Below are 13,470 nucleotides of genomic sequence, written 5' to 3' on the forward strand. Positions count from 1 at the left end.
CATGAAGATTGGAGATAAAATCAAGGGTACGGTAACAGGTATCCAGCCCTACGGTGCCTTTGTACAATTGGAAAATGGAAGGACGGGACTGATTCATATCTCGGAAATCAAAACAGGCTTTGTTGATAATGTTTATGATCACCTAAAAATAGGGAAAGAAGTGTTAGTGCAGGTTGTTGATTTTGACGAGTACACTGGAAAAATTAGTTTGTCCATTCGTACTCTTGAAGAAGAACAACACAAACTACCACGCCATCACCGTTTTACAAATGATCGTAATAAGATTGGTTTCTCCCCTCTGGCTAAAAACTTACCAAGATGGATTAAGGAAGCAAAAGATTATCTCAAAGAACAAAAAGAAAAGAAGGATTAGGAGTGTGAAAAGAACCACTTATAATGGACAGTATAAAAAAGTTGTATACTGTTCTTATAAGGAGGTTCTTTTCTCATGGCCAAAAAAGGAAGTAAATTTACAAAGTATCCACCTGAATTCAAAATACAAGTAGTCGAGGACTATCTTAGTGGGAAAAGTGGTGGTATGGACTCAATTGTAAAAAAGTATGGCTTGAGATCAAACAATCAAGTCCTCACATGGACTAGAAAATATCGCGAAAATCCACAATTGCTCCACCAAGATTTAAGAGGTGCTAAATCAACTGGTCGCCCAAAATCAACCAATCTTGATGAAATGACAATAGAGGAACAGAATGCCTTTCTTCGTATGGAGAATGACATTTTAAAAACTTTAAGGACTCTCCTCAGAAAGTGAGAAGAGTCCACCTTTATCAAGTCGTTGAACAATTGAAAAACGTTATTCCATCTCCCGTTTATGTGCCTATTTGGGTTTCCCTAGGTCATCATACTACCTCTGGTTAAGCAATGGAAAACCTGAACACAAGCGGTTTAACCCTGACCTAGCACAGGGCATTACAGCTGTTTTTAATGAGACTCAGAAAGGTTATCGTTTCATTTGTTATCAACTGAGAAGAAAATACGATATTTTCTGTCATCCTAAAACTGTCCTACGCTATATGCGTATTCTGGGTTTGAAGTCGCCAATTCGAAAGAAACGCTATCATTCTTGCACACAGCGTGAGATAAATGAAAAGGCAAGACACGTCCACTACAACGTGCTTGCCCGAAACTTTAAAGCAGAACGTCCTCTCCAGAAACTAACAACGGATGTCAGTTATGTTTACCACAAACAGGGAAGGATGTTCCTTAGCGTCATAAAAGATTGTTATGACAACTCTATTCTAGCATATACTCTTTCAGATTATAACGATAATCAGCTCGTTTTTGAAAATTTAGACCTCGTCTTCAATGAAAATTGGGATGCCACACACATTTGTGTCTTGCATTCTGATCAAGGTTTTCAGTACACCAACCAACTTTATCTCAGAAAACTAGATCAGTATGGTGTTACGATTTCCCATTCTGGAAAAGGGAATTGTTATGACAATGCTTCTTGTGAAAATTTCTTTTCCCATCTCAAGAGTGAGTCCTTACGACTCTTTCCTCCTAATAACAGAGATGAACTCAGCCAACAAATTAAAGAATACATGGACTGGTATAACTATGATAGACCACAAGAAATATTAAAAGGTATGACCCCTATGGAATTCAGGGAGTCATACCTTACTAACTAATATTCTTTTTTACACTGTCTATTTTAGACGGGGCTTGACAGTGAGGCCTACCCTTCTTTTTAGTTTATATTACTCCCATATTCAATGACAGTCAACAAGCATTAGTTGTCAGATTCGTATAGTGTAGTGGATAAATAACGCTCGCCATTGTCTGCTAAGATAGCCAAGACTTTTTTGCCGGCTCCTAATTCTTTTGCAACCTTGATTGCTGCATGAATAGCAGCGCCAGAAGAAATACCAACAAGGAACCCTTCCTGACCACCGATCGCACGTCCCGTAGCCAAAGCATCATCTGATTTTACACGGATAACACCATCATAGGCCTGAGTATCTAAGGTATCAGGGATGAAACCAGCTGAAATTCCCTGAATTTTATGAGGACCAGGCATTTCTCCAGAAAGTACAGCGGACTCATCGGCCTCAACAGCGTAGATAGCAATAGCGGGGTTTGCCTCTTTGAGGACATGAGATACTCCGCTAACAGTCCCACCAGTGCCTACACCTGATATAAAGGCATCCAAACCAGTAGGACCAAAGTCCTCCAAAATTTCTTGTCCTGTTGTATTTTCATGAACTTTTGGATTGGACGGATTGGCAAATTGAAGAGGAACCCAAGCATTTTGTTCTTCAGCAATTTCTTGAGCTTTAGCAATAGCTCCATTCATCCCTTCACTTCCAGGAGTTAAGACCAATTCCGCACCGTAAGCCTGGATGATTTTACGGCGCTCGATACTCATGGTTTCAGGCATAACAATGATAACCTTATATCCTTTTGCCGCTCCGACCCAAGCTAAACCAATGCCTGTATTTCCGCTTGTTGGTTCTACGATTGTATCACCAGGCTTGATGATTCCAGCTTTTTCAGCATCTTCAATCATAGCTAGAGCAATCCGATCTTTCACAGAAGAGCCAGGATTGAAAGCTTCTAGCTTGACATAGACTTCTGCTGCATCTTTGGGAACAACATTATTTAATTTGATAATCGGTGTTTTTCCGACTAGTTGAGTAATATTTTGATAAATTGCCATAGGCACCTCCAAATCATTCTAGTACATGGATAGTATATAGTAGAAAAACTAAAAAGTGTAATATAAAAAAACTATCATCATGATAGTTTTTTTCAATGGATAGGAACTTCAACAACCCTAGAATCCGCTTGTTCTACCAAAACTTTTCCATGGTAAAATTCCGTGAGACTTGCCACAGTTTGTCCAACATCTTTCATGTCAACAAAAATCATTGTAGAAACATCAGTAGTGAATTGAGTTTCATGTTCTTCCAAGCCATGTACGGATCTCCAATTAGCAAATTCTTGGTATTGAGCATAGGACATGGAAATGAACAGTCCTTCTTGCTCCTTAACCTGTACCATACCGATTTCTTTTACCGCTTTAGCAACTGCTCCAGCATAAGCACGAATCAGTCCCCCAGTCCCCAGCTTGACTCCACCAAAATAGCGAGTAACGACAGTCACCACATTGGTTAGCTCATGATTTTCTAGGACAGTTAACATAGGTATCCCAGCCGTTCCAGAAGGCTCACCATCATCAGATGAGCGTTTTATCTCCATGTTTTCTCCAAGAATAAAGGCAGAGCAGTTATGGGCAGCCTTGTAGTGTTCTTTTTTTATCTTATTGATAAACTTGCGAGCCTCTTCTTCGTTTGTCACTCGTTTCATAAAACAGATAAAGCGAGATTTTTTTATCTCTTCCTCAATAATACCATCTTCTTTAATCGTTTTAAATTCTTTCATACCAAGATTGTACTAATTTTTTTCAAAACTGACAAGAAATTCCGAATAAATAAGTGATGAATGAATTACAAGATTACTATGGAAGACTATTTACCAGGAATCAACTAACAGCAGTTGAGAGGGAAAGAGCGCAGATAATTCCAAGTATTACAGAGAAAAAAACTTGTTTCAGATGCGGAACTCCCTTTGAAGAAGAATACCAGTTGCCAAATGGAGCTTTTTATTGCCGAGCCTGTTTGCTTTTAGGAAGGGTACGCTCGGACGAAAAACTTTACTATTTTCCACAGAGAGACTTTCCTAAAAATACCTGCTTACAGTGGAAAGGACGACTGACCAATTGGCAACAAACCATTTCTGATGCTCTTTGCGCCAATGTTGAGAAAAGGCAAGCTACGCTGGTTCATGCAGTAACAGGAGCTGGAAAAACAGAGATGATATATCATACAGTAGCTTCTGTTATTGATAGTGGTGGAGCAGTTTGTTTAGCTAGTCCACGAATTGATGTTTGTATCGAACTCTATAAACGCTTGCAGCAGGATTTTTCAGTTCCAATTAGTCTCTTGCACGGAGAATCAGAGGCCTACTTTAGAACCCCCATGGTTATTGCTACAACTCATCAGCTCTTAAAATTTTATCGTGCTTTTGATTTGCTTTTGATTGATGAAGTAGATGCCTTTCCATACGCAGATAATCCTGTTCTTTATCGGGCAGTAGACAATGCAGTAAAACCAGATGGTGTACAGGTATTTTTGACAGCTACTTCAACAGATCAACTTGAGAAAAAGATAAAAGCAGGAAAACTAGAACGCCTTAGTTTGCCCAGACGATTTCATGGCAATCCACTAGTAGTACCACAAAAAATTTGGTTCAGCCAATTTGAACAGTATCTAAAGAAAGGTAGATTGACCCCTAAGCTGGCAAAGGTTATCCAGCATCAGCGAAAGACAGGCTATCCCTTGCTAATATTTGTTCCAGAAATCGGAAAAGGGATGGAATTTACAAAGGTAGTCAAAAAAGCATTTCCTAATGAAAACATTGGTTTTGTTTCCAGTCAGACAGAAAATCGCCTGGAGATAGTAGAAGGATTTCGCAATAAAAACATCACCATTTTAATCTCAACCACCATTCTTGAACGCGGTGTAACCTTCCCTTGTGTTGATGTCTTTGTTATTCAGGCCAATCATTATCTCTATAGTTCATCTAGTTTAGTTCAAATAGCAGGTCGAGTTGGTCGCAGCCAAGAACGACCAACAGGGCTTCTACATTTTTTTCACGAAGGAAGCACGCGGGCGATTGAAAAGTCCATCGCTGAAATCAAACAAATGAATAAGGAGGCAGGTTATGTCTAACTGTTTACTATGCGCTCAGCCCCTTAAAACGAAAACGAGATTTACCGAATCCATATTTTTTAGCAAGCCCCCGTCGGCTGTCTGTCCAGACTGTTTTGCATCTTTTGTAGAAATAGCAGAGCACCACTGTCTGTACTGTTATAAAAGTAATTGTTCAAATACCTGTAGGGATTGTCAGTACTGGCAGGCCCAAGGAAGAACTGTTTCACATACGGCACTTTATGAATATAATGAAGCTATGGCAAGTTACTTTAGTCAATATAAATTCCAAGGCGACTATATTTTAAGAAAAGTTTTTGCTAAAAAGCTTAAAATGGCGCTAAGTCAATATCCGGATTATACTATTGTACCCATTCCTCTCAGCTCAGATCGTCTAGCAGAGCGTGGTTTTAACCAAGTAGAAGGTCTTCTAGAAGCAGCCAATATTCCTTACCAGTCGTTTTTAGGAAAAGATGATAGCGAAAGACAGTCTTCCAAAAGTAGGATAGAACGCCTGAAAACTGATCAGGTTTTCTATCTTCTGAAAGAAAGTGAGGTGCCAGATAAAATATTATTATTTGATGATATTTATACAACAGGGGCTACACTTCAGCTAGCCATAAGCCTTTTCCTGAAAATAGGAAGGAAAGAAATCAAAACATTTTCATTAACTCGGTAAGAAAACGGTTGCAATATTCTTGTAATGTGTTATAATAATAGTGAAGAAAGGCGAAAGCCAAGAAAGAGGTACTAATATGATTAAATTCAGTATTCGTGGAGAAAACCTTGAAGTAACAGATGCGCTTCGTACATATGTTGAAGATAAAGTAGCAAAGATTGAGAAATATTTCAACGAAGATCAAGACTTGAATGCGAAAGTGAATCTAAAAATTTATCGTGATAAGCGCGCCAAAGTAGAAGTAACAATTCCGGTTGGTGCTGTGACACTGCGTGCAGAAGATATTTCACAAGAGATGTACGGTTCTATTGATCTCGTAGTTGATAAGATTGAACGTCAGATTCGTCGCAATAAGACAAAGATTGAAAGAAAGCATCGTCAAAAAGTTGCTACAGGTCAAGTTTTCACGGATGAATTAGTTGAACAGACTGGTGAAGAAGTAAAAGTAGTCCGTACAAAACAGGTTGACTTGAAGCCGATGGATATGGAAGAAGCAATTCTTCAATTAGAATTACTCGGACATGATTTCTTTATCTATACAGATGCTAATGATGGTACAACAAATGTACTATATAAGCGCGAAGATGGAGACCTAGGACTCTTAGAAGTGCGCCAATAAGTGTCTGAAATAAACGCCCGATAGGATGATTGTATCTGAATCACCTACAAAAAGGTAAAATCAAAATACAGCCCTCATTGAGAATTATAGTCTTGGTGGGGGCTGTATGATTGAGGGTAAATGGAGTGCACAATCGGTAGAAAAATCAATGCCTCTTTTGAAGATAGTAGCGAGTCGTAGGTTAGAATTTTAAAGGAAAGGATAAAAAAAGGTATTGACAGGAGCTTAATAAGGTGATAGAATGAATGAGTTGTCACGAGGAGTAATTCATAGTGTCAGATATCAAAATTGAAAAAAAGCAAAAAAAAGTAAAAAAAGATATTGACAAAGTTAAGTAGACGTGATAAACTAAGATAGTTGTCTCGTGAGAAGCGAGGACAAGTAATAAGACCTTTGAAAATTGAAGAAGACGAACCAAACGTGCAGGGTGGACTTTTAAAGATAGAAGTCCGTCAATGAACAAAAACAATAAGTCAGTCAAGACTGACCAGAAAAAAACTTTATATGAGAGTTTGATCCTGGCTCAGGACGAACGCTGGCGGCGTGCCTAATACATGCAAGTGGAACGCAACTTTTCATCCGTTTCTTCGGAAACATCTGAGAAGTTGAGTCGCGAACGGGTGAGTAACGCGTAGGTAACCTGCCTGATAGCGGGGGATAACTATTGGAAACGATAGCTAATACCGCATAAGAGCTTTAGTGGCATCATTGGAGCTTAAAAGGAGCAACTGCTTCACTATCAGATGGACCTGCGTTGTATTAGCTAGTTGGTGGGGTAAAGGCCTACCAAGGCAACGATACATAGCCGACCTGAGAGGGTGATCGGCCACACTGGGACTGAGACACGGCCCAGACTCCTACGGGAGGCAGCAGTAGGGAATCTTCGGCAATGGGGGGAACCCTGACCGAGCAACGCCGCGTGAGTGAAGAAGGTTTTCGGATCGTAAAGCTCTGTTGTAAGAGAAGAACGTGTGAGAGAGTGGAAAGTTCTCACAGTGACGGTATCTTACCAGAAAGGGACGGCTAACTACGTGCCAGCAGCCGCGGTAATACGTAGGTCCCGAGCGTTGTCCGGATTTATTGGGCGTAAAGCGAGCGCAGGCGGTTTCGTAAGTCTGAAGTAAAAGGCTGTGGCTTAACCATAGTACGCTTTGGAAACTGCGGAACTTGAGTGCAGAAGGGGAGAGTGGAATTCCATGTGTAGCGGTGAAATGCGTAGATATATGGAGGAACACCGGTGGCGAAAGCGGCTCTCTGGTCTGTAACTGACGCTGAGGCTCGAAAGCGTGGGTAGCGAACAGGATTAGATACCCTGGTAGTCCACGCCGTAAACGATGAGTGCTAGGTGTTGGGTCCTTTCCGGGACTCAGTGCCGCAGCTAACGCATTAAGCACTCCGCCTGGGGAGTACGGCCGCAAGGCTGAAACTCAAAGGAATTGACGGGGGCCCGCACAAGCGGTGGAGCATGTGGTTTAATTCGAAGCAACGCGAAGAACCTTACCAGGTCTTGACATCCCAGTGACCGCCCTAGAGATAGGGTTTCTCTTCGGAGCACTGGTGACAGGTGGTGCATGGTTGTCGTCAGCTCGTGTCGTGAGATGTTGGGTTAAGTCCCGCAACGAGCGCAACCCCTATTGTTAGTTGCCATCATTCAGTTGGGCACTCTAGCGAGACTGCCGGTAATAAACCGGAGGAAGGTGGGGATGACGTCAAATCATCATGCCCCTTATGACCTGGGCTACACACGTGCTACAATGGCTGGTACAACGAGTCGCAAGTCGGTGACGGCAAGCTAATCTCTTAAAGCCAGTCTCAGTTCGGATTGTAGGCTGCAACTCGCCTACATGAAGTCGGAATCGCTAGTAATCGCGGATCAGCACGCCGCGGTGAATACGTTCCCGGGCCTTGTACACACCGCCCGTCACACCACGAGAGTTTGTAACACCCGAAGTCGGTGAGGTAACCGTTAAGGAGCCAGCCGCCTAAGGTGGGATAGATGATTGGGGTGAAGTCGTAACAAGGTAGCCGTATCGGAAGGTGCGGCTGGATCACCTCCTTTCTAAGGATAAGCAAGTAATGAGAACGTTACGAAATCCGTATGAAGATGGGAAATTCGTGTAGAAGTCAGTAGACTTCAAGGGAATTTATCATTTTCACTAGGAATTTAGTTCGAATACACTTGCTCGGAATCCTGTACGTAGTCTTCTTCAATTTTGAGAGGTCTGTGGGGCCTTAGCTCAGCTGGGAGAGCGCCTGCTTTGCACGCAGGAGGTCAGCGGTTCGATCCCGCTAGGCTCCATCGGTAACGAAAGTTACCAAACAGAATACAAAGGTTCAAGTAGTTGAACACGACCTCATTTTCTAGGAAAAGAGATAAACTTCCTAGTGTGCAAGGCACACTTCGTCAGTTTCCTATTTTTCTACAAAAATGTCCCATTGTGGGAATGGTCTTTGTATCCTATCTTTGTCCATTGAAAATTGAATATCTATATCAAATTCCATTTATTTTAAGAAATAAATGAATAGTAACAAGAAAATAAACCGAAACGCTGTGAATTAATGAGAATTCTAGTTAAAAGAACTAGGTTAATAAGGTTAAGTTAATAAGGGCGCACGGTGGATGCCTTGGCACTAGAAGCCGAAGAAGGACGTGACAAACGACGAAATGCCTTGGGGAGCTGTAAGTAAGCATTGATCCATGGATATCCGAATGGGGGAACCCACTAGCTAGATGGCTAGTATCCACATCTGTTAAGGATGTAGGAGGGAAGACGCAGTGAACTGAAACATCTAAGTAGCTGCAGGAAGAGAAAGCAAAAGCGATTGCCTTAGTAGCGGCGAGCGAACCGGCAGGAGGGCAAACCAGAGAGTTTACTCTCTGGGGTTGTAGGACTGCGATGTGGACTTATGATTGATAGACGAATGACTTGGGAAGGTCAGCCAGAGGAGGTAATAGCCCTGTAGTCGAAATCGATGATATACCTAGCAGTATCCTGAGTACGGCGAGACACGCGAAATCTCGTCGGAATCCGGGAGGACCATCTCCCAACCCTAAATACTCTCTAGTGACCGATAGTGAACCAGTACCGTGAGGGAAAGGTGAAAAGTACCCCGGAAGGGGAGTGAAATAGAACCTGAAACCGTGTGCCTACAAGAAGTTCGAGCCCGTTAATGGGTGAGAGCGTGCCTTTTGTAGAATGAACCGGCGAGTTACGTTATGATGCGAGGTTAAGTTGAAGAGACGGAGCCGAAGGGAAACCGAGTCTGAAAAGGGCGCATTAGTATTATGACGTAGACCCGAAACCATGTGACCTACCCATGAGCAGGTTGAAGGTGCGGTAAGACGCACTGGAGGACCGAACCAGGGCACGTTGAAAAGTGCTTGGATGACTTGTGGGTAGCGGAGAAATTCCAAACGAACTTGGAGATAGCTGGTTCTCTCCGAAATAGCTTTAGGGCTAGCGTCGACATAAAGATTCTTGGAGGTAGAGCACTGTTTGGATGAGGGGGCCATCTCGGTTTACTGATTTCAGATAAACTCCGAATGCCAAGTAATTATGGTCGGCAGTCAGACTGCGAGTGCTAAGATCCGTAGTCGAAAGGGAAACAGCCCAGACCACCAGCTAAGGTCCCAAAATAACTATTAAGTGGAAAAGGATGTGGGGTTGCACAGACAACTAGGATGTTAGCTTAGAAGCAGCTATTCATTCAAAGAGTGCGTAATAGCTCACTAGTCGAGTGACCCTGCGCCGAAAATGTACCGGGGCTAAAATAGTTTACCGAAGCTGTGGATGACCTTTGAGGTCATGGTAGGAGAGCGTTCTATATGCGGTGAAGGCATACCGTGAGGAGTGCTGGAGCGTATAGAAGTGAGAATGCCGGTATGAGTAGCGAAAGACAGGTGAGAATCCTGTCCACCGTAAGACTAAGGTTTCCAGGGGAAGGCTCGTCCGCCCTGGGTTAGTCGGGACCTAAGGAGAGACCGAACGGTGTATCCGATGGCCAACAGGTTGATATTCCTGTACTAGAGTATGAAGTGATGGAGGGACGCAGTAGGCTAACTAAAGCGGGCGATTGGAAGTGCCCGTCTAAGCAGTGAGGCTTGGTATGAGTTAAATGCTTGTATCTTTAAGGTTGAGCTGTGATGGGGAGCGAAGTTTAGTAGCGAAGTTAGTGACGTCACACTGCCAAGAAAAGCTTCTAGCGATGTATCATACTCTACCCGTACCGCAAACCGACACAGGTAGTCGAGGCGAGTAGCCTCAGGTGATCGAGAGAACTCTCGTTAAGGAACTCGGCAAAATGACCCCGTAACTTCGGGAGAAGGGGTGCTGTCTTATGGACAGCCGCAGTGAATAGGCCCAAGCAACTGTTTATCAAAAACACAGCTCTCTGCTAAATCGTAAGATGATGTATAGGGGGTGACGCCTGCCCGGTGCTGGAAGGTTAAGAGGAGTGCTTAGCGTAAGCGAAGGTATGAATTGAAGCCCCAGTAAACGGCGGCCGTAACTATAACGGTCCTAAGGTAGCGAAATTCCTTGTCGGGTAAGTTCCGACCCGCACGAAAGGCGTAATGATTTGGGCACTGTCTCAACGAGAGACTCGGTGAAATTTTAGTACCTGTGAAGATGCAGGTTACCCGCGACAGGACGGAAAGACCCCATGGAGCTTTACTGCAGTTTGATATTGAGTATCTGTACCACATGTACAGGATAGGTAGGAGCCTAAGAGAACGGGACGCCAGTTTCGTTTGAGGCGCTGTTGGGATACTACCCTTGTGTTATGGCTACTCTAACCCAGATAGGTAATCCCTATCGGAGACAGTGTCTGACGGGCAGTTTGACTGGGGCGGTCGCCTCCTAAAAGGTAACGGAGGCGCCCAAAGGTTCCCTCAGATTGGTTGGAAATCAATCGCAGAGTGTAAAGGTATAAGGGAGCTTGACTGCGAGAGCAACAACTCGAGCAGGGACGAAAGTCGGGCTTAGTGATCCGGTGGTTCCGTATGGAAGGGCCATCGCTCAACGGATAAAAGCTACCCTGGGGATAACAGGCTTATCTCCCCCAAGAGTTCACATCGACGGGGAGGTTTGGCACCTCGATGTCGGCTCGTCGCATCCTGGGGCTGTAGTCGGTCCCAAGGGTTGGGCTGTTCGCCCATTAAAGCGGCACGCGAGCTGGGTTCAGAACGTCGTGAGACAGTTCGGTCCCTATCCGTCGCGGGCGTAGGAAATTTGAGAGGATCTGCTCCTAGTACGAGAGGACCAGAGTGGACTTACCGCTGGTGTACCAGTTGTCTTGCCAAAGGCATCGCTGGGTAGCTATGTAGGGACGGGATAAACGCTGAAAGCATCTAAGTGTGAAACCCACCTCAAGATGAGATTTCCCATGATTTTGAATCAGTAAGGACCCTTAGAGAAGATGAGGTAGATAGGTTGGGAGTGGAAGTGCTGTGAGGCATGTAGCGGACCAATACTAATCGTCCGAGGACTTATCCAAACTAAGTAACGAGGGCGTCAAATCCGCCTGAAAAATAGGAACCTAACGCAGTATGCTTGCATACAAGGCAGGTTATCTTTTTTCCAAGGATTTAGCCCGAGTACAATTACTCACGAGTCAATATTGACAAGCGATTGGTTTCTTGTTAGAATATAGATATTCAATTTTGAATGGACAATATGAGTAATGAGAAATTTTTTCTCATACGAATTCATTCACAGTTAAGTGACGATAGCCTAGGAGATACACCTGTACCCATGCCGAACACAGAAGTTAAGCCCTAGAACGCCTGAAGTAGTTGGGGGTTGCCCCCTGTGAGATACGGTAGTTGCTTAGCACTATTGGAGAGAGATCTCCAGAAGGGAGTTTAGCTCAGCTAAGGAGGATTTTATCCGACTTTGTCGAAGCGTTAGCGCACGACAGGGGAACCCACTGAGTTAAGCTGCCAGATATGGGAGTTTAGCTCAGCTGGGAGAGCATCTGCCTTACAAGCAGAGGGTCAGCGGTTCGATCCCGTTAACTCCCATTTTTGTAGAAATACAATAGGTCCCGTAGTGTAGCGGTTATCACGTCGCCCTGTCACGGCGAAGATCGCGGGTTCGATTCCCGTCGGGACCGTTTGTTCAAGGATGCAAGAGTTGTGTTTTTGGATTGAAGAATTAACAGACTCGTTAGCTCAGTTGGTAGAGCAATTGACTTTTAATCAATGGGTCGCTGGTTCGAGCCCAGCACGAGTCATATGCGGGTTTGGCGGAATTGGCAGACGCACCAGATTTAGGATCTGGCGCTTTCGGGCGTGGGGGTTCAAGTCCCTTAACCCGCATAGGAATATATTAGGCCGGCTTAGCTCAGTTGGTAGAGCATCTGATTTGTAATCAGAGGGTCGCGTGTTCAAGTCATGTAGCCGGCATAGTGAAAGGATGCGAACGTAGTTCAGTGGTAGAACACCACCTTGCCAAGGTGGGGGTCGCGGGTTCGAATCCCGTCGTTCGCTTAGGAGAGGCCGGGGTGGCGGAACAGGCAGACGCACAGGACTTAAAATCCTGCGATGGCAACATCGTACCGGTTCGATTCCGGTCCTCGGCATGTAGGATATGATAGAGCACCCTTAGCTCAACTGGATAGAGTACCTGACTACGAATCAGGCGGTTAGAGGTTCGAATCCTCTAGGGTGCATCACTCGCTTAATGGAGACGTTAGGGGAGCTTTATTTTTAATGATAACGGGAAGTAGCTCAGCTTGGTAGAGTACTTGGTTTGGGACCAAGGTGTCGCAGGTTCGAATCCTGTCTTCCCGATTATGATTTATTTTTATTTAGTTGTGTAATCAGATTGAAGAATTGTTCTTTAATCTTTTTTCTTTGTTTCTTTAGCAGCTGTGATTGGTAAATTTTGCTGAAATAGGGTAGGAAATTAAGCCGTTTCTTCTTTACTTGATATTCAAAGGGATGAATAAGTTTAAATTCTTGCAGTTTTTTAAATCGAATGTAAGTTCATTTATGGCTTCCAGTTTTGTATTTGAGTAGGATAGTTTCGATGCTTATGATCGCTGATAAGTTATTCTGTATTCTTCTGCTGAAAATAGAAGACCAGTAGTGATATAGGTTGTAGTAATAGTGAGGGTTATCGGAAAACAGGAAGGACTTTTTCCGTATTTGTTGGCTTCAGGGGATGTCTAGATGTCTGTGAGTAGAAGTGTTTGTCAGATGGTTGTAGTATCGCCGGTGAGTTTTCATAGTGTGATTAGGGAAGAGAAGCCTTGATAAGACTCTTCTTTATGGTGATGTGATATGATAAAGGTTCTGTAGGATGAAAAAATAATCAAGGACAATCTCACCTTTAGGATTAAGAATGAGAATGTAGTCAGCTGGCATGTTGCTGGTATTCAATATAATTATAGGAAATCAATAAAAGTTGTCTTTAACCAAAGTGAAAAAGGTTTCAAAT

General features: G+C 43.5%; 8 protein-coding genes, 10 tRNA genes and 3 rRNA genes. 19 read left to right on the forward strand and 2 right to left on the reverse strand.

Going from position 1 to position 13,470, the window contains the following annotated elements; translation table 11 throughout:
• Position 1 precedes the first annotated feature (1 nt).
• The 3 genes from SR187_RS02010 to SR187_RS02020 all read left to right on the forward strand — a co-directional run bounded on the left by SR187_RS02010 (position 2) and on the right by SR187_RS02020 (position 1,649).
• The gene (locus SR187_RS02010) at positions 2 to 373 is read left to right on the forward strand and encodes a S1 RNA-binding domain-containing protein (protein WP_024532771.1); all 372 of its coding nucleotides are present in this window, start codon (positions 2 to 4) and stop codon (positions 371 to 373) included.
• A gap of 75 nt (positions 374 to 448) precedes the next feature.
• Positions 449 to 769 carry a transposase gene (locus tag SR187_RS02015; protein WP_120171353.1) on the forward strand — a complete coding sequence of 107 codons (321 nt, stop codon included), beginning with the start codon at positions 449 to 451 and terminating at the stop codon, positions 767 to 769.
• Between the two features lie 31 nt (positions 770 to 800).
• On the forward strand, positions 801 to 1,649 hold the full coding sequence (locus SR187_RS02020) for an IS3 family transposase (RefSeq protein WP_120171283.1): 849 nt from the start codon (positions 801 to 803) through the stop codon (positions 1,647 to 1,649).
• Between the two features lie 101 nt (positions 1,650 to 1,750).
• Here the strand turns inward: SR187_RS02020 and cysK are convergent, their stop codons facing one another.
• A complete protein-coding gene (cysK, locus tag SR187_RS02025; RefSeq protein WP_024533095.1) occupies positions 1,751 to 2,677 on the reverse strand; it encodes a cysteine synthase A in 927 nt (308 codons plus the stop codon).
• 92 nt (positions 2,678 to 2,769) lie between these two features.
• Positions 2,770 to 3,402 carry a YigZ family protein gene (locus SR187_RS02030; RefSeq protein ID WP_120171354.1) on the reverse strand — a complete coding sequence of 211 codons (633 nt, stop codon included), beginning with the start codon at positions 3,400 to 3,402 and terminating at the stop codon, positions 2,770 to 2,772.
• 56 nt (positions 3,403 to 3,458) lie between these two features.
• Between SR187_RS02030 and SR187_RS02035 the strand changes: the two genes are divergently transcribed.
• The 16 genes from SR187_RS02035 (at position 3,459) to SR187_RS02110 (ending at position 12,821) form a co-directional block, all read left to right on the forward strand.
• Entirely contained in the window at positions 3,459 to 4,751 is a 1,293-nt protein-coding gene (locus SR187_RS02035; protein ID WP_120171355.1) for a DEAD/DEAH box helicase, read from the forward strand.
• Complete coding sequence (locus tag SR187_RS02040; RefSeq protein WP_120171356.1) at positions 4,744 to 5,409, forward strand: ComF family protein; 666 nt, start codon at positions 4,744 to 4,746, stop codon at positions 5,407 to 5,409. Before SR187_RS02035 ends, SR187_RS02040 begins: the two co-directional genes overlap by 8 nt.
• A gap of 76 nt (positions 5,410 to 5,485) precedes the next feature.
• Entirely contained in the window at positions 5,486 to 6,028 is a 543-nt protein-coding gene (gene hpf / locus SR187_RS02045; RefSeq protein ID WP_024533091.1) for a ribosome hibernation-promoting factor, HPF/YfiA family, read from the forward strand.
• A 500-nt stretch (positions 6,029 to 6,528) separates the two neighbouring features.
• A 16S ribosomal RNA gene (locus tag SR187_RS02050) occupies positions 6,529 to 8,087 on the forward strand.
• Positions 8,088 to 8,254: 167 nt separating this feature from the next.
• Positions 8,255 to 8,327: transfer RNA gene (locus SR187_RS02055), tRNA-Ala, on the forward strand.
• A gap of 294 nt (positions 8,328 to 8,621) precedes the next feature.
• Positions 8,622 to 11,524: ribosomal RNA gene (locus tag SR187_RS02060) — 23S ribosomal RNA — on the forward strand.
• A gap of 221 nt (positions 11,525 to 11,745) precedes the next feature.
• Positions 11,746 to 11,861, forward strand: a 5S ribosomal RNA gene (rrf, locus tag SR187_RS02065).
• Together the 16S, 23S and 5S rRNA genes with 10 tRNA genes alongside form the textbook arrangement of a ribosomal RNA operon.
• 116 nt (positions 11,862 to 11,977) lie before the next feature.
• Positions 11,978 to 12,050 (forward strand) — tRNA-Val (locus SR187_RS02070).
• 19 nt (positions 12,051 to 12,069) lie between these two features.
• Positions 12,070 to 12,142 (forward strand) — tRNA-Asp (locus SR187_RS02075).
• A gap of 47 nt (positions 12,143 to 12,189) precedes the next feature.
• Positions 12,190 to 12,262: transfer RNA gene (locus SR187_RS02080), tRNA-Lys, on the forward strand.
• Positions 12,263 to 12,265: 3 nt separating this feature from the next.
• Positions 12,266 to 12,347: transfer RNA gene (locus SR187_RS02085), tRNA-Leu, on the forward strand.
• A gap of 14 nt (positions 12,348 to 12,361) precedes the next feature.
• Positions 12,362 to 12,434: transfer RNA gene (locus tag SR187_RS02090), tRNA-Thr, on the forward strand.
• A gap of 12 nt (positions 12,435 to 12,446) precedes the next feature.
• Positions 12,447 to 12,518 (forward strand) — tRNA-Gly (locus SR187_RS02095).
• 8 nt (positions 12,519 to 12,526) lie between these two features.
• Positions 12,527 to 12,610, forward strand: a tRNA-Leu gene (locus tag SR187_RS02100).
• 16 nt (positions 12,611 to 12,626) lie between these two features.
• Positions 12,627 to 12,700: transfer RNA gene (locus SR187_RS02105), tRNA-Arg, on the forward strand.
• A 47-nt stretch (positions 12,701 to 12,747) separates the two neighbouring features.
• Positions 12,748 to 12,821: transfer RNA gene (locus SR187_RS02110), tRNA-Pro, on the forward strand.
• Positions 12,822 to 13,470 lie beyond the last annotated feature (649 nt).

Origin of the sequence: Streptococcus ruminantium, from assembly GCF_003609975.1 — a bacterium.
In the GTDB taxonomy this organism is placed as follows: domain Bacteria; phylum Bacillota; class Bacilli; order Lactobacillales; family Streptococcaceae; genus Streptococcus; species Streptococcus ruminantium.

Coding starts and splice junctions, on each gene's coding strand:
- SR187_RS02010 (WP_024532771.1), top strand. CDS start 2: ATGAAGATTGGAGATAAAATCAAGGGTACGGTAACAGGTATCCAGCCC.
- SR187_RS02015 (WP_120171353.1), top strand. CDS start 449: ATGGCCAAAAAAGGAAGTAAATTTACAAAGTATCCACCTGAATTCAAA.
- cysK (WP_024533095.1), bottom strand. CDS start 2,677: ATGGCAATTTATCAAAATATTACTCAACTAGTCGGAAAAACACCGATT.
- hpf (WP_024533091.1), top strand. CDS start 5,486: ATGATTAAATTCAGTATTCGTGGAGAAAACCTTGAAGTAACAGATGCG.
- SR187_RS02040 (WP_120171356.1), top strand. CDS start 4,744: ATGTCTAACTGTTTACTATGCGCTCAGCCCCTTAAAACGAAAACGAGA.
- SR187_RS02035 (WP_120171355.1), top strand. CDS start 3,459: ATGAATGAATTACAAGATTACTATGGAAGACTATTTACCAGGAATCAA.
- SR187_RS02030 (WP_120171354.1), bottom strand. CDS start 3,402: ATGAAAGAATTTAAAACGATTAAAGAAGATGGTATTATTGAGGAAGAG.